Source organism: Chondrinema litorale (genome assembly GCF_026250525.1).
Lineage (GTDB): Bacteria > Bacteroidota > Bacteroidia > Cytophagales > Flammeovirgaceae > Chondrinema > Chondrinema litorale.
In genome coordinates this window covers 3,223,806-3,240,827 of the sequence record NZ_CP111043.1, presented here as the reverse complement: position 1 = coordinate 3,240,827, position 17,022 = coordinate 3,223,806, and the positions used below count along the sequence as shown (strand labels likewise).

The window sequence follows — 17,022 nt, the reverse complement described above, 5'->3', positions numbered from 1 at the left end:
AGAAGTAAGGAAATATAATATAGCGCTTGGCAATTGCTTAGCGCTTTTTTTATACAAGTTTGAGCCTCACTTTTAGCACTTGATCTTCTATATCGTATTTACTTTTGAAGCCGAATTTCTCACAAACATTTCTCATACCAGTATTATTCGGCAATATATCTGCGACAAGCTCTTCTACACCTTCATTTTTGCTTATATCAATCAACCTGCTCATTAACTCGGTACCCATACCTTGTCCTTGCATATTATCACTAATAGTAATACTAAACTCTGCTCTGGCATCGGTTCTTAATTTCACAATTCTACCTATGCCAAGCACTACAGCATTATCACCATCATTTTTCACTACCAGTATGGCAATTTCTCTATCATAATCTACAAAACAAATTCTGGCTAGGCGTTCGTGAGCAACTCGTGAATCAAAACTCATCGGATGAAAATACCTCAAATAAACACTTTCATCAGATAGTGTTTTATGAAAATTCATAAAAAGAGGTTCATCATCTGGTCTTACAGGTCGGATTACAACCGGAGTGCCATCTTTTAAATTCCAGTTACTCTCATATTCAGCCGGGAATGGCCTAATTGCTAATGGAGTAAGCTCATCGAGATTTACATCTGGTGTGTGTAGGTTTATTTTTGCATCTAAAACGCGAATTTTGTCTCTTTTGATTATTAGCGGATTTATATCAATATTTTTAATCAAAGGGTGTTCCGCTACCATTTGAGAGAAAGAAACCAAAATTTGCGCTAATTCGTCTAAAATAGCATCTTCTACCATTCCTGTCTTGAGCAAAACTTGATAAATTTTGGTTTGCTCTAGCATCCTTTTAGCAAGTGTGGTATTTAATGGAGGAAGTGCCAAGACTTTATCTCGATAAACTTCTACCACACGACCAGCATTATTTAGTATTAATACAGGCCCGAAATGCTCATCATACCTACTACCCAAACGCATCTCTAACCCATCTTCCAGATAATACATTTTTTGGATCAATACCCCTTCAAAAGCTTCTTCTCCAAACTCCTTCTCCATTTTGCTTTTAATAATTCTGAAGTATCGCCAAATAGCTTTTTTACTCTGCAAATTGAGATACACGCCACCCCACTGATATTTATTGGTAATTCTTTCAGAATAAACCTTCATTACAACGGGGCAACCTATCCTTCTCGAAATTTCTACAGCTTCTTCTTCTGTTTTTGCAATATGATGAGGAACGACTGGCAAAGAATATTTTGCCAGTAAATTCATCGATTCAATTACAGAAAGACTTTCAACTTTAAGCTCTCTAAATGCATTCAGTTTTAAATTTACTGCAGCAGTTCTACGCTTATCACTTTGGTGTAGGCGAGGTAATCTTGGTGTTTCATAAATTCCCTTAAGGTTATAACCATAATGCCACATATAGTTAAATACCCGAGCAGCAACATCTGGAAAAGTAAAAACAGGAATTCCACCTTGCGTAAAGTTCAATCGACTTTTACCAGTTTCCATCCCTCCCATAATACTGATAATCAGTGGCTTTTGCCTGATGTTAGAATATGGATTAAGTTTTTTAGCTAATTCCTCTAAATTGATATTCATTTGAGGTGTAATAATCACCAATACCCCATCATTCCCTTTGTCTTTTAGTATAATTTCAAGTGCTTTTGCAAAAGAGTTTTCAGATGCTGTTAGATGGATATTTAAAGGATTATCTATCCACCATTTTTCTGAACCTTCAACTTTTTTTAGTTGCGTAACGGACTCATCAGAAATATCAGCTAATTGGCCACCACCTTCTATTAAAGTATCTGTTGCAAGCACTGCGGGAGCTCCTGCATTGGTAATAATTGCCAATCGATTATTTCTGGGTACAGGTTGTTTTCCAAGTACAGAAGCCATATAAAATAAGTCGGCAAGGCTATCTACTTGCAGTACACCTCCCCTTCTAAAAGCAGCTTGAAAAACCTCATAATTTCCGCTCAAATTTCCCGAATTGTATAAAGTAATTTTAGCAGCTTCTGGTGTTTTACCAGGTTTTACAACAATTACAGGTTTTGTATAGGCTACCTCTCTTACTGCCGAAAGAAAAGAACGAGCATTACCAATGGCTTCCATATACAAAAGAATTGCTCTGGTATGCGGGTCATCTCCAAGAAAAAGCAAAATATCGCCCCAATTTATATCAGCCATTACTCCTACTGATGAAAAGTAACTAAAACCCACATTTTCACGCTTTCCCCAATCCAAAATCGCATCACACATTGCCCCACTCTGGCTTATAAAAGCTAGGTTTCCCTTACGTGGAGGCACACTTAATATTGATGCATTTAGATTTATATGTGTACTGATAATTCCAATCGAAGAGGGGCCAAATATTCTAATGCCATATTTAGTTGCAATCCTTATTAATCTATGTCGAAGGGCAATCCCTTCGATATTACCTCTCTCCCCAAATCCTTCAGATACAATTACAATGCTTTTAACACCAAACTTTCCACAAGCTTTAACCACTTTTAGTACCTCACCTTCAGGAATGGCAATTATGGCTAAGTCAGGTATAAGCGGCAGTTTTTCAATTGACTTATATGCTACCTGATCTAAAACATAGGTATGTTTGATATTAATTGGATAGATTTTACCCTTAAAATTTCCATAAAGTAAATTACTGAAAATCTGTCTACCAACACTTCCTTCTTTAGAAGATGCTCCAATTACCGCAAGACTTTCAGGTTGAAAAACTTTTCTCATAATTGAAAAAATTAAGGATAAATAGTGAGTTATTACACAATTAACCTCACTTAGTATTTACTTTTGGGTAAGTTAAATTAAAATAAATCTGAAGACAAATGATATTAATCATCTGAAGATTAAAACCTTAGCATTTCTGAAACATTGAAAAAAATTCTACACTATCTAACCTCTCACATAAAAGAGGATTTCAATTTAAAAACCTATAGCTATTTTGTTATTTTTCTAGCCATCTGTACTTCTTTAAACTATCATTATGATTTTGAATCGAAAGTATTAGATAAATTTTTTGGAACACCATTAGGTATTCCGACTCACATGGCATTCTATTACTTTGCCTATTTTGGAATAGCCATACCACAAGCATTTTTCAATAACCAATCAGATAGATTAAAAGAAAAAGAGTTTTGGGTAAAAACATTAGTTTTTGTAGGCCTAATAGGATTAGTCGATGGCTTTCATTACTACAGAGCATTAATCTCTTTTGATGGTATAAGCTCAATTGAACAGAGGTATTTATACAAAGTAGCAGGAGAATTTAAGAGAGTTGCTATTTTTACTATCCCTCTTTTGCTGACATATAAATATTTTGATGCAAAAGAGAAGAACATTTATGGCTTCAATATTTCAAATACTGAGAATAAGTTTGACCATAAGCCATATATCGTAATGCTACTTATCATGATCCCTTTGATCGCATCTGCTTCATTTGGTTCTTCATTCATAAAAGCTTATCCGAGATTTAAACCGTGGTTATACTTAGGCATTTTTGAATTACCTCAATATACCACAGCTGCAATTTTCGAAGTTGTCTATGGCTTAGATTTCATTTTTGTAGAATGGATTTACCGTGGCGCATTGATCATAGGTTTAGCAAAAATAATGGGTAAAGATGCTATTCTACCTATGGTATCAACCTATGCATTTCTCCATTTCGGCAAACCCCTTGGCGAAACAATCGGCTCCATGTTCGGAGGTTATATCTTGGGTGTTATAGCCTTACAAACAAAAAATATAACTGGTGGTATTTACATCCATATGGGAGTTGCATACCTAATGGAAGTTTTTGCTTATTTACAGCATTATTTACTACCTAAATAATACTGTAAATCGCAATTAACTTTTAAAGATTTTTTTTAACCAATTACCTCTTTTGCTATTACTATCTTCTTCTTCATAATAACCGTTCTCATAGCCGTAGCCGTAGCCATAACCGTAGCCATAACCGTAGCCATAACCTGGTTGTTTTTTCACATCATTAATTATAATAGCAAGGTTACCAAATCTTTTTGTTTTTCTAGCCTCTTCTAAATCATCTACAAATTTTAATTTAGAATAAGCCTGTCTAATAACATAGAGATTAATATCAATGAAATCGGACATTGCAAAGTAGTCTGCCACTAAACCTGTTGGAGGAGTGTCAAAAATAATATATTCATATTTTTCTTTAAGGCTTTTCACTAAATCTCTACATCGCTGTGAAGCTAGAAGTTCTGCTGGATTTGGAGGAATGGGACCACTTGGAATGATATCTAAGTTTTCAGTCTTAGTTTTATGAATTACCTGATTTACTTCTCCATTACCAATTAAATAATTACTAAGACCAAAATCATCTGTAAAATCAAACTGCTTTGCTAAACGAGGTTTTCTTAAATCAGCCCCTACAATTATTGTTTTTTTACCCAACATGGCAATTGCAATCCCTAGGTTAGTTGAGCAAAAGGTTTTACCCTCACCACTTACAGTTGAAGTCACACCAATTACCTTATTTTTTTCTCCAGGAGCGAGAAATTGCAAATTAGTTCTTAAAGACCTAAACGATTCAGCTAATGATGATTTAGGTGAATCTAAAATTGATGACTGCCCAGAAATACTATGAGTAACAGCGCCTAGAATAGGGGCTTCTGTTTTTTTCTTTATTTGATCAAGATCAATTAAATCGTCATTTAAATAGTCTTTAACGAATATTATTCCAAGCGGAAGAACTATAGAAAGTATTAATGCAATAGCATAAATTCTCATTTTCTTGGGCGATACAGGAGCTGAGTTTAACAGCATTGCATGATCTAAAACCTTATTGTCTGCAGTATTTGAGGCTTTAGCAATCCCAGCTTCTGCTCGTTTTTCTAAAAGATATTGATACAAATTACTACTAAGATTGAACTTTCTTTCTATTTGAACAAGTTGTCTCTCATTTGCAGGTAGTTTATTGATAACTCTTTGTACTTTTCCTATTCTACTATCAATATCATCCAAAGATATTTTGGATGTATTTAGAATATTTCTAACATTTTCAAGTAGAGTTTTCTTTATTTGTTTTATTTGATTGTTTAATGAGACAATCTCTAAACTTTGCGGTTTAACTTGTTGTGATAATGCTATTTTTTGTGCTCCTAATTCATTTAATCTTGTAACCATTTCACCTAGTAATGGATCTTCAATACCTATAGAGGTAGGTGCTACAATTGCATTTGGATCTTCGTTATTTTGAAGATAATTCTCTAAATAATTATAGTATTTATTTTTTACTAATAAAATCGCTTGCTGTGATTGGAGTTCCTGTAATTGAGTTAGTGCATTTTCTGCAGATAGACTAAGATCAACTAAATTTTCAGATTGTCTAAAATTTTCCAACTTACCTTCAGCATTAGACAGAGAATCTGTTATTTGTATTAATTGTTCATCAATAAACTCTATCGTATTACTAGCAATTTCATTTTTTTCATCTAATTCTCTTCTTATATAGACTTCATTTAATTTATCTAAAAAATCAATTTCTTTTTCAATTACTGGGCCTTGAATGGATAACTCAAGAATAGAAGCATCTTTGCTAACAGGTTGTATATTTAATTTATCTCGATAATCTAAAGTGAGTTTCTTAAGATCATTAACTATAAAGAAGTATTGTTTTCCCTTAGATCCTTCTAAATTAAAATATGGCGATTTTGAAAGTTTAAATTTAAAATTACCTATATTACATAACCTTCCAAACTCACAATTAATTTCTGAAACTCCCTCTTCTGATTCATTTAATAATTCAAATTGTGATGACGATGAAACTGATAAGTAAAATGCTTTATTTCTAAAATCTTCTGGAATTGTATCTATATCAAGAATAAACGGAATTTCTCCATATATTTCAGATGATTTAAAGTTCCCTTTCACAAAATAAGAAACTTCAAAATTGAGCTCTTTAATAGCTTTATTGAGTAGGCTATAAGATTTTAAAATACCTATTTCATTATCTATGTTTCTTTGATTACTAAATAGTTCTAATCCTTCTAAAAATGCATCTGCACCAAGGCTTCCACCTTTTTCATCCTTTATTAAGATGGTTGATTTTGCTTCATATATGGGGAGTGCATACCTCAAATATAAAAAAGCTACAGTAAGAAATATTATTCCAAAAATGACAAAATAATACCAATGATATATTATTTTTCCAATAAAAGCTTTTATATCAAATGGCTGTTCTTCTTCTAAAAGTAATATTTCTTCTCTACCGTTCTTTTCCACCATTATTTTGAAAGATTAATAATTACTAATACAATAGATATTATTGACAAACCTAAAGAAGCAACTCTCGAGTTTACTGAAAAAGCTTTTGCTTTTACTGGCTCTATATAAATAACATCGTTTGGCTGCAAAAAAAACTTATCTGAAGAAATTAATTCCGGATTAGTTAAATCAATGATAAAAATTTCAGTATTTACTTCATTTTTTCTTACTAATTTAACTTTTTCTCTATTACCATATTCAGTCAAATCTCTAGCTTGACTAATAGCTTGTAACAATGTATATTGCTTATCATATACATATTGCACACCTGGTTGTTGAACTTCTCCCAATACAGAGACTCTAAAATTCGCTAGTTTAACATTAACTGATGGATATTGGAGATAATCTTCTTTTAACTTCTTATTTACAAGAGTTTCGATTTCATAAGTCGTTAATCCAGCAACATTTAAAGTTCCAACTAATGGTAAGTTTATTGATCCCGAGTCATTAACGACAAAACCTTTAAAGTAAAAATATGCTGGATTACCTTGACTAAGGCCTTGTTGAGACATTGAGTTTTCAACTCCACCCCTAAGATAATCAGTAGTACTACCACTAAAATTATTTAGATCAATATGTAATATATCTAAAGGCCTTATTCGGTATTCTGGTGTGGGATAATTTTCGAAGGTTTGATCGATATCCCCATTGAGATAAATCAAACGATCTTGACTGATACAAGCACTTAAAAGAATCAGCCACGCTAACCAACAATATCTGCGCAACGCTTAAAAAATTTAATTATAAGTATATTCTAATGAACCTCACAAAAATTGTAAAAAAATATTAGATGAAAAAATAAATGTAATTTTTTGGTACATTTATATTTACTGACAATCATCATAGGATGGTAAAACCTAGAAAAATATCTTTCTATTAGTATTTGAGTTAAGTAAGAAGTAACAATGTTTTTAAGATTTTCGTAAGATTTATTGACTTTTTCTTACGAAAAATGAATTATGACTTTAATTTTTAAACAATATATTATTCAAATAGAAAAATTATGGAAGAGCTTTTAAAAAAATTTCTTTATGCTGGTGTAGGGATTGTTGCACTAACAGCAGAAAAATTACAAAAAGTAGTTGACGAACTAGTAAAAGAAGAGAAATTATCTATTGAAGAAGGTAAGAAAATAGTAGATGATTTCATGAAAAATACTGAAGGTAAAAAGGATGAGTTTGAAACTCAACTTAAAAAAGTTACCGAAAAAACTGTTAAATCATTCAGATTTGCTTCTAAAGATGATGTAGAAACACTTAAAGCTAAAGTAGAAATGCTTGAAGCCGAATTAAAAGAAGCCAGAGCAACAAAACCTACCAAAAAGACTTCGACTACAGCTTAGCTAAGATAATTAAATCAAAAATGCCAGTATCTGATTTACAGAACTGGCTTTTTTATTTTTATCAATTTACTTAATTAAATTTGACCGATTTACTTCACCAAACTAAATTTTAATAAATGCTGCTGGACCAGACTGTAAAAAAATCTAATCGCATAAGAGAAGTAATTCAGGTACTGGTTCGATACGGATTTGAAGACATTGTTACCACAACTGCCCTCAAACGATTTATTCCCACTCAAAATAAAGTAAATTGGATAAGAGCTGAAAAATCTATCTTCGAATTAACCAGATGGGAACGTATTAGAATGGTGATTGAAGAACTGGGGCCTACCTTTGTAAAGTTGGCTCAAATGATTAGTAACCGCCCAGAATTACTACCTACACCATTAGTTGAAGAATTCCAGAAGCTACAAGACAAAGTCCCTCCATTTGAAGGTAAAATAGCCAGAGAAATAATTGCTGCCACAACTGGCAAAACTATCTCCGAAACCTTTTCCTATTTTGACGAAGTCCCAATTGGTTCAGCCTCTATTGGACAAGTGCATCGAGCTCGATTGTTAACTGGAGAAGATGTGGTTGTCAAAATACAGCGTCCTAAAATCAAGACCAAGATTTTAACAGATTTAGCTTTAATGAAAGATCTGATTAAAATTCTTGAAAATTACTTTAAGAAAAATGGCATACTCAATCCTCTAGAAATTGCAGAGACTTTTGAAAAAAGCATGCATAATGAACTTGACTATTCTATAGAAGCTAACAACATCATCAACTTTAGAAAGATGTATGAAAATGAGGATAGTTTCTATGTGCCTGAAGTTTATAAATCTCTTTCCAACAAAAAGATATTAGTAATTGAGTTTATTGGAGGTTGTAAGATCACTGATGTTGAACAGCTTAAGCTATGGGGATTAGAGCCTGAAAAAATTGCTGAAAAAGGTCTCGATATTTACCTAAAGCAGATATTTGAGTTTGGATACTTTCATGCAGACCCTCATCCGGGAAATGTGTTGATAAAACCAGATGGCACCGTAGTACTTATCGATTTTGGTATGACGGGTAAATTGACCAAGCAAAACAAATATGCTTTTGCAGGAGTGTTTATTGGCCTTGCTCAGCAAGATGCTAAGGGAATGGCTATTAATTTAAGAAGGCTTGCTATTGATGGAGAAATTGAGGAAATGAGAAGTTTTGAAAATGATCTTAATGAATTAATAGAGGATATGATCGTTTTTCCAAATGAAGAAGATGGAATGACGGAGTTGACATTTAGACTTCAAAAAATCATATACAAATATCAATTAAAAGTACCGGGAGATGTATTCTTAATTCTTCGAGCACTTGCTATTTTAGAAGGTATCGGGCTTATGCTTCATCCAAATTTCCAGACACTAGAATTTATAAAACCATATGGTAAAAAACTGGTTAAAGAGCAATATTCTACCAAGAACTTAAGTCTTGACCTTTATTATACGCTTACCCAAATAAGCTCTTTGTTTTATGTAGTTCCGAGTGAAATAAGAACCATTATCAGAAAGCTGCGAAAAGGTGATATGAATGTAAATATCGAGTTGAGTGGCTTCGATCATCTATCAAAAATTATAGATGTATCAGCTAATAAAATTTCGACAGCTCTAATTATTGCAGCTTTAGTAATTGGCTCTTCACTTAGTGTAAATATGCCTTATAACAGCAATAATGTTTATATATTAGGAATGCCTCTAATCAGTTTTATTGGGTTTAACTTAGCTTTATTTTTAAGTATTTACCTCCTACTCTATATGCTTAGAAAGCGGAATTAAATCATTTCTACTTTGTTAGCTTCTAACCAACCAATATTACCATCACTAATCTTAATTCTCACCCAATTCTCTTTTTCTTCTATCACTTGAACTTTGGTACCTTCATGTAAAACAAAAAGTGATGTACTTTTTTGATTTGGTGCACTGGTCGCAGTTACATTCGGAGCGAATACTACAGCCTCAATATTATCTACTATATACTCTTTTTGCTGACTGGCAAACATAAATGTTAATGCAGAAAATATTAGCAATAAAACACCTCCAAGTAGTGAAGAGCGCTTAATATTCACTTCAGATTTATACAAAAACAAGCCAAAGAAGAATAACATTAAGGAGAAAAACACAGCACTTAAAAATGCCCAAGTATTCGAAGAAAGACCAAATAAAAAAGAACGATACCACTGGTCTATTCCTAATTCTGGCACTGCATCAAACTGATCTACAACTTGTTGGTTAGCAATTTCAAGGTTAAACAACAAATCTTCGTCTTGTGGTTTTATCTTTCTTGCACGCTCGTAATTAAGTATAGCCGCAGGAATATCATTAGACTTAAAGTAAGCATTGCCCAAATTAAAATAAACACCAAAAGACTCCTTACCTGTACTTTTTAATAGATTCTCATAAACCTGAACTGCCTGTTGGTATTTACCTTCAGCATAGTATGTTTCTGCTTCTTTAATTTGCTGATCTATTTCTTCTTGTGCAGAAGCATTAAACAATAGAATTAACAGGAAATATAAAACACCGAATATTTTTACTGTCTTTTGCATGGTATCTTAATTTAAACTGTTTTTACTGTTGCCTTTTTTTGAATGTTGCTTTCTAAATCACTGATTTGCTGAATAGCTCGATCATAAACGTCTTTCATAGAAGCACCTGCTGATGGAGCAAACTGAGCAAATTCACATTCATCCATAAACTTGATAAAAGCATTTGCCTGATCTTCAGAAATCTGGTATTCAATCAACCTCTCTTTCACAAAATCTTTTGTCATTTCTGCTCTTTCTAATGACAACTTATCTCCAATATAGCCCCAAAAAGCATCTAGTAACTCTTTATAAAACTGGTCTTTTTGACCTGCCGCCATATATTTTTCGGCTTGTTGTAAACGCTTTTTAGCTACTTTACCCGCCTTTTTGTTTTTAACTAATGAGATATTTTCACTTTCTTTTCTCTTAGTTCTGGCATAAAATAGAAATGCACCAAACAAGCCTAAAGGAATAATATAAGTTAGATAGAAACCAGTAGAACCAACAAAATAAGAGATTGGATTATTAAGTTCAACATCATCAGTTTTGATGTACCTGATATCTTTACCAAGCATTTGAACATTTTCTTTACTTAATGTGGGGTTGACTACAGTTACATCGTCGCCAGTTCCTTTTTCTACATTAATTTCATAAGATTCTGTAGAAGCAGTTTCGTATTTTCCAGTGCTTGGATTAAACCAAGAAAAATCTACTGAAGGAATTGTGTAATTACCATGTCTTCTAGGAATTACCAAATACTCGAAAGTTTTGCTCCCTGTTGTTCCAGCATTAGTTGCCTTAAAATTGTTGTCAATTTTGGGGCCGTAAACTTCGAGATCTGGTGGGAAGTTTATTTTTAATGGATCGACAAATTTTAAGTTGCCATTACCAGAAACCTTTACTGTAAATGTTACTGGCTCATTAGATTTTACTGCTGTTAAATCTACCGATGAGGTAAGTTTTAAATCTCCTACCGCTCCATGAAAAGAACTTGGTCTGGTTGTAACAGGTAATGGTTTTACATTCAGCGTTAATGCAGGACTAGCTACTTTCTTTAAAACTCTCTGGTAGCTGCCACCTAGCATATCATCGAACATACTGAAAGGATCGTTTGATCTTCTTCTTCGTCTAACACGCTGTCTTACCACGCAGTCAAGCTCAAATGGTTCTAAGGTAAGTTTACCACTTTGCTGTGGAAATAATAGTACTTTTTTAAATGTACCTACCTGATAGATTTCCCCATTTACAGCTTCACGATCTAAAGAAATTCTTGTTGATACATCTAAATCATCACTCCAAAAACCATTAAAAGCCGGATATCGAATATCATCAAACCCTTCTAGATCAACTCGGGTATAAACCTTTAAGGTTGCTACTAAACTTTCTCCCTGATAAACTTCTTTATCACTTAATTCAACCCTTACAAATAAATCTTTATCAGCAATTTCTGACTGAGGTACATTAGTCTGATTCATGCTCCCTTGTGAGTTTTGCTGCTGTGCCTGTGTATTGCCTTTTACTACTTCAACAGTAAAAGGATCGGATGTATATTCTTCTCCATCTACTTCTATAATTGCTGAGGGCAATGTGATATTTCCTTCTTTTGAGGCAACTGCATAATAAGTGTACGACTGAGTCATACTCTGAGACATCTTGCCATTAATAATCTGTACACTTGAACTGGTAGACCTGTTTGGGCCGGAAAGAATACGGATATCTGAAGGAAAATCGTTGGCACGAAAGTTTTCTCCATCAGCATTTACTGAATAAATAAAGCGGAAATTTTCTCCAGTTGCTACTACTTTTGGCGCGTTCACACTAAAGTTGACATCTTGTGCCAACAAGCTGGTAACCGAAGAAAAAAGTAAAACTATAGAAAGCAGACTTTTATTTATAAATAGCTCTTTCATTGTTGTTTTATTAAAGAATATAATATCGTTTAGTTAGCCAATAGTTTTAAGAAAGTCAGAATTACCTTCTATATAAAGAACATTCTTAATAGCTGATCATCCAATTTTAAAACTATTTAACATTTTAGAAATCCAATTATCTTTTTACCAGTCTTTTTCAACTTTAGTAGTTTTAGCTTTTGCCTTTTTCTTCTTCAAATCCTCCTGTAATTCCTGCTCTTGATTTTGCAAAGCTTCTAACAAACGTTCAGCATCTTCTTTAGAAATCCCCTGTTTCTGAGGTGGAGGAGCTTGTTGCTGCCCTTCCTGATCCTGATTTTGTTGCTGATCTTGATTCTGCTGATTTTGATCTTGGTTCTGCTGATCTTGATTCTGTTCGTTTTGCTCGTTTTCTTTATCTTGATTTTGATCGTTTTGATCTTGCTGATCTTGGTTCTGTTGATCTTGATCTTCCTGATTCTGATCTTTATTTTGATCCTGATTTTGGTCTTGCTGATCTTGTTGCTGCTGCTGTTGTTCTTTTAGCTTTTGTTGCGCATAAGCTAGATTATAGCGTGTATCTTCATCAGCAGGATTGTTTCTAAGTGCATTTTTGTAAGCCTCTACACTTTCTTCATACTTCTCACTTTCGAGATATGTATTGCCTAAATTATGAAAAGCCTTTGCCTTATCCGTTTTACTTTCGGCTGTTTGGCTTAGCATCTCAAATTGAGTAGCAGCTTCTTCGTACTGACCACTTTTATATAAAGCATCTCCAAGATTGAAAGATGACGCATAAGACTCTGCATTCGCTTCAACTCCTTTTAAATAAGATTGACGCGCCTTTTCATAATCTTGCGCCTCGTAATGATCATTCCCTTCTCTAATATATTTTCTATCTTCCTGAGCAAATCCATTAAAAGCAAAACCTAGAATGATGAGCATTCCGGTTAAACCTCTCCTAAAATGATCTTTATTAATTGATAATTTTTTCATGAATTCAATACTTTAGATTCTGTATTTAAACAGGTTGATTTTATTGAGTATCTTGTTCTTTCTCGGCAAAATGATAAATTCGATTAAGAGACAAACTATTGCTAGCAATACTAAAGGCTGAAATCGATCTTCGTAATCGGCAAATACTTTAGACTCAAACTCCTCTTTATCCATCTCATTAATCTTGTCGTAAAGCATATCCAAACCAGTTTCGGCATTATTTGCTCTTACATACAAACCATTTCCAGCAGCGGCAACTTGCTGTAGCATATTCTCATTTAACTTGGTAACTACCACATTGCCAGTATTGTCTTTTCTATAATCTTTCTGACCATATTGATTGTACACGGGAATTGGTCCACCTTGTGGTAATCCCATACCAATTGTATGTACAATAACTCCTTCCTCTGCGGCTTTAGAAGCCATTGTTATTGCATCATCTTCGTGGTTTTCACCATCTGTAATAATGATTAATGCTTTATTTTTGGTTTGATCTGAGGTAAATGAACCCATACTCAACTCAATGGCTTTACCAATTGCTGTACCTTGTATAGGAACAATTTTGGTATTTACACTTTGCAGAAACATACGCGCTGCGGCATAATCTGTAGTAATCGGTAATTGTATGTAAGCATCGCCTGCGAATACTACCAAGCCTATTTTATCATTATGCAATTTCTTCACTAACTGACTAATCGCTCTTCTGGCTCTTTCAAGTCTGTTTGGCTTAATATCTTCGGCAAGCATACTGTTCGAAACATCAATGGCAATCATAATCTCCACTCCTTTTCGCTTAACAGTTTCTAGCTTAGAACCTATTTGCGGATTCGCCATAGCAAAAACTAAAAAGATAAATGCCAGAATTAAAAATGCATTTTTGATAATAGGCCTGGTAAAAGATAATTCTGGCATTAGACCTTGAATTACCTCCATCTCTCCCATTCTTTTAAGTGCCTTTTTTCTCTTTCTTCCTGAAAACCAGAAAAAAACAAGCATTACAGGCAACAAAAAAAGCGCATACAAAAACTCCTGATTCTCAAACCTAAACATAATTCCTTCTATTCTTTAAGGTACTGTCCTCAGTATGGTATTTCTAAATAAAATCTCGATTAGCAGTAAAAACACTGCCAATATCGCAAAGGGCAGAAACTCTTCTTTTTTCTTACTAAACTCTGTTACATCTATTTTAGACTTCTCTAACTGATCTATCTTCTTGTACACTTCTACCAAACTCTCATTATCAGTTGCTCTAAAATATTCTCCTTTCGTCATTTCGGCGATTTGCTGAAGTATCTCTTCGTCAATCTCAACTTCCTGATCTACATATTGTATTCCACCATATGGAGATTGAACCGGAAATGGTGCTGTTCCCTGTGAACCTACACCAATGGTATAAACCCTTATATTAAACTTCTCTGCAATTTCTGCTGCTGTTAGTGGTGCAATTGAACCAGAGTTATTTACTCCGTCTGTCAATAAAATAATCACCTTACTTTTAGCATCGCTTTCTTTCAACCTGTTTACCGCACTTGCCAAACCCATTCCGATGGCAGTACCATCTTTTATCATTCCACTTTTAATATCTCCAAAGAGATTGATTAACACACTGTGATCTGTAGTTAATGGACATTGCGTAAAACTCTCGCCACTAAAAACCACTAAACCAATCCTATCATTCGGTCTGTTCTTTATAAATTCCTTTGCTACCTCTTTTGACGCCTCCAATCTGTCTGGGTCAAAATCTTTTGCTAGCATACTGCCAGAAATATCTGTAGTGATGATGATATCAATACCTTCTACACTGGTATTTTCCCAACTATCTAGCGACTGAGGCCTTGCAAGCACTGTTACCAGCAAAACAAAGATTAAAGCTCTTAGAACCGGTGGCAAGTGCCTTAAATAGTGTTTGTATGATTTACCAGTAATAGCTAGTATCCCTGTTGTTGAAACCTGTAGTGTAGCATGAGATTTTTTTCTGTACATCACATACCAGATAAAAGCAGGCAACAGCAATAACAGGAGATAAAAGTATCCCGGCTGATCAAAAGTTATATCATTCCAGTTTGTTGTCATGATCTGCTTCTTCTATAATCCTTCTATGAAGCGGTGGTCTGAGTAGTATCTTTCTCCTCAGGTTTTGCTTCGAGTTTTGTATTCTCAATAAAATTAAAAGCTTGTTTCAAGCTGCGTTCATTTTCTTCTGGTAATGGATGCATTTTGGCAAACTTTACCAAATCGGCAAATCTGAAAGTTTGAGCCAGTTTTTCAATCGTTTCTTTATCCAGACTTCCTGTATAATCGAAACTTCTAATGATTTCATCAGTGGTTTGTTCCAATGCCGGAATTTCGTATCTGTACTCAATATATCTTCTCAGAATCTCTGTAAGCCTACTGTGATATTCCTTGTACTGTCCCTTTTGCCAAACCTCATCCGATTTGAGTTGGTTCAGTTCTCTTATGGCGATAATATGAGCAGGCTCGCGAGGTTTAACAGGTTCTTTTTTCTCAACCTTAGGTTTAGACTGTTGTTTCTTCCAATAGAAATAGCCCAACAAGCCTAATAGAATTACTGCAAGTCCAATAGAAATATATGGAAGCATCTCAGCAAATGTGACAGGTGCTTGTATGGGTTCCTTAATATCTTTAATTGCCTGAGCTGTATCTATAGCTACTGTATGAACACCTAATAAAAATGCATCTGAAAAAACAGAATCTACTGTTCCATCATTATTCAAGATTACAAATGGCTGTGGTGGAATTGCATGAAAACCGCTATCAAATGAGCTAACTGTTAAACTTTGCTGATAGGTTTTTACCCCATTTTTTACAGTTGAATCTATTGGGGAATGCCCTAAAATTTCAACTGCCCACATTAAAGAATCTGTAGCTAGCGGAAATTGTACTTTAGCAGTTATCGGAACAATGGCTTCTAGCATAACAGAAGTTTGCTCACCAATTCTGATATTTGTTGTATCAGGAATGGCTTTCACCTGTACATCCTGTGCAAAAACAGCAGACTGAAATGCAAGTGCAAATAATATTAAAAGATATTTTAGCTTTAAGCTTTTCATCATTTCTAATAGCCAGCTTCTCGTTTCTTAAATAGATTCATCAATGGATTTACATAAGATAGGTCTGTACGAAGCTTTGCGTAATCGGTACCACTCTTTTTAAATAAATCTTCTACGTACGCTTCACTACGCAACCAGTTTTCTTTGTAAGCATTTCTCACTTTTTTGCTCGAAGTATCTACCCAAACCTCATTACCAGTTTCTGCATCTTTCACTTTAAGAAATCCTACATCTGGCAATTCTGTCTCGCGTATATCGAATACTTTGAGTGCGATAAGGTCATGCTTGTTTTTGGCAGCTCTCCAAGCTTGATCAAAACCCTGATCCATAAAATCGGAAATCATAAATGCAGTAGCTCTCTTTTTTATCACATTCGCGAAATACTGCAAAGCTCCAGCAATATCTGTGGTTTTATGCTCAGGTTCAAAATCGATTAGTTCTCTAATGATTCTAAGCACATGAGATTTACCTTTTTTAGGAGGAATAAATTTTTCTATTTGATCACTAAAAAAAATCACCCCGATTTTATCGTTGTTTTGAATAGCTGAAAAAGCCAAAACAGCAGAAACTTCGGTTACCAAATCTTGCTTTAACTGATGTCTGGTTCCGAACTCTTTAGAACCACTTACATCAATCAATAACATAATTGTGAGCTCTCTCTCCTCCTCAAAAATTTTGATATAAGGATGATTGAGACGAGCTGTAACTTTCCAGTCAATTGTTCTTACATCGTCGCCAGGTTGGTATTCCCTTACTTCACTAAAAGCCATACCTCTACCTTTAAAAGCACTGTGGTACTCTCCTGCGAAAATGTTTCTGCTAAGACCTTTCGTCTTAATCTCTATTTTTCTTACTTTTTTTAATAATTCTGAAGTTTCCATATG

13 protein-coding genes are annotated in these 17,022 nt (G+C 34.0%); 3 read left to right on the top strand and 10 right to left on the bottom strand.

Annotation, left to right across the window (positions count from 1 at the left end; genetic code table 11):
* Positions 1 to 49: 49 nt before the first annotated feature.
* Positions 50 to 2,734 carry a bifunctional acetate--CoA ligase family protein/GNAT family N-acetyltransferase gene (locus OQ292_RS13315; protein ID WP_284682624.1) on the bottom strand — a complete coding sequence of 895 codons (2,685 nt, stop codon included), beginning with the start codon at positions 2,732 to 2,734 and terminating at the stop codon, positions 50 to 52.
* A 144-nt stretch (positions 2,735 to 2,878) separates the two neighbouring features.
* Here OQ292_RS13315 and OQ292_RS13310 point away from each other — a divergent pair, with 144 nt between their 5' ends.
* Positions 2,879 to 3,835: a CPBP family intramembrane glutamic endopeptidase gene (locus OQ292_RS13310; protein ID WP_284682623.1), complete on the top strand. Its 957-nt coding sequence runs from the start codon at positions 2,879 to 2,881 to the stop codon at positions 3,833 to 3,835.
* 15 nt (positions 3,836 to 3,850) lie between these two features.
* Here OQ292_RS13310 and OQ292_RS13305 read toward each other — a convergent pair whose 3' ends face one another.
* A complete protein-coding gene (locus tag OQ292_RS13305; RefSeq protein WP_284682622.1) occupies positions 3,851 to 6,253 on the bottom strand; it encodes a GumC family protein in 2,403 nt (800 codons plus the stop codon).
* Positions 6,253 to 7,017 carry a polysaccharide biosynthesis/export family protein gene (locus OQ292_RS13300; protein ID WP_284682621.1) on the bottom strand — a complete coding sequence of 255 codons (765 nt, stop codon included), beginning with the start codon at positions 7,015 to 7,017 and terminating at the stop codon, positions 6,253 to 6,255. Before OQ292_RS13300 ends, OQ292_RS13305 begins: the two co-directional genes overlap by 1 nt.
* A 278-nt stretch (positions 7,018 to 7,295) precedes the next feature.
* Between OQ292_RS13300 and OQ292_RS13295 the strand changes: the two genes are divergently transcribed.
* Positions 7,296 to 7,634 carry a phasin family protein gene (locus tag OQ292_RS13295; protein ID WP_284682620.1) on the top strand — a complete coding sequence of 113 codons (339 nt, stop codon included), beginning with the start codon at positions 7,296 to 7,298 and terminating at the stop codon, positions 7,632 to 7,634.
* A gap of 116 nt (positions 7,635 to 7,750) precedes the next feature.
* Positions 7,751 to 9,433, top strand: coding sequence for an ABC1 kinase family protein (locus OQ292_RS13290; protein WP_284682619.1), 1,683 nt, complete (start codon positions 7,751 to 7,753; stop codon positions 9,431 to 9,433).
* Here the strand turns inward: OQ292_RS13290 and OQ292_RS13285 are convergent.
* From OQ292_RS13285 to OQ292_RS13255, 7 genes are all read right to left on the bottom strand, one after another.
* The gene (locus OQ292_RS13285; protein ID WP_284682618.1) at positions 9,430 to 10,203 is read right to left on the bottom strand and encodes a tetratricopeptide repeat protein; all 774 of its coding nucleotides are present in this window, start codon (positions 10,201 to 10,203) and stop codon (positions 9,430 to 9,432) included. The two genes, OQ292_RS13290 and OQ292_RS13285, sit on opposite strands and share 4 nt — an antisense overlap.
* Before the next feature lie 11 nt (positions 10,204 to 10,214).
* Positions 10,215 to 12,092: a BatD family protein gene (locus OQ292_RS13280; RefSeq protein ID WP_284682617.1), complete on the bottom strand. Its 1,878-nt coding sequence runs from the start codon at positions 12,090 to 12,092 to the stop codon at positions 10,215 to 10,217.
* A gap of 144 nt (positions 12,093 to 12,236) precedes the next feature.
* Entirely contained in the window at positions 12,237 to 13,067 is an 831-nt protein-coding gene (locus OQ292_RS13275) for a tetratricopeptide repeat protein (protein WP_284682616.1), read from the bottom strand.
* A gap of 12 nt (positions 13,068 to 13,079) precedes the next feature.
* The gene (locus tag OQ292_RS13270; RefSeq protein ID WP_284682615.1) at positions 13,080 to 14,117 is read right to left on the bottom strand and encodes a vWA domain-containing protein; all 1,038 of its coding nucleotides are present in this window, start codon (positions 14,115 to 14,117) and stop codon (positions 13,080 to 13,082) included.
* A gap of 15 nt (positions 14,118 to 14,132) precedes the next feature.
* A complete protein-coding gene (locus tag OQ292_RS13265; RefSeq protein WP_284682614.1) occupies positions 14,133 to 15,140 on the bottom strand; it encodes a vWA domain-containing protein in 1,008 nt (335 codons plus the stop codon).
* Positions 15,141 to 15,163: 23 nt separating this feature from the next.
* Positions 15,164 to 16,141, bottom strand: coding sequence for a hypothetical protein (locus OQ292_RS13260; RefSeq protein WP_284682613.1), 978 nt, complete (start codon positions 16,139 to 16,141; stop codon positions 15,164 to 15,166).
* 2 nt (positions 16,142 to 16,143) lie between these two features.
* Positions 16,144 to 17,019 carry a DUF58 domain-containing protein gene (locus OQ292_RS13255; protein ID WP_284682612.1) on the bottom strand — a complete coding sequence of 292 codons (876 nt, stop codon included), beginning with the start codon at positions 17,017 to 17,019 and terminating at the stop codon, positions 16,144 to 16,146.
* Between the last annotated feature and the right edge of the window lie 3 nt (positions 17,020 to 17,022).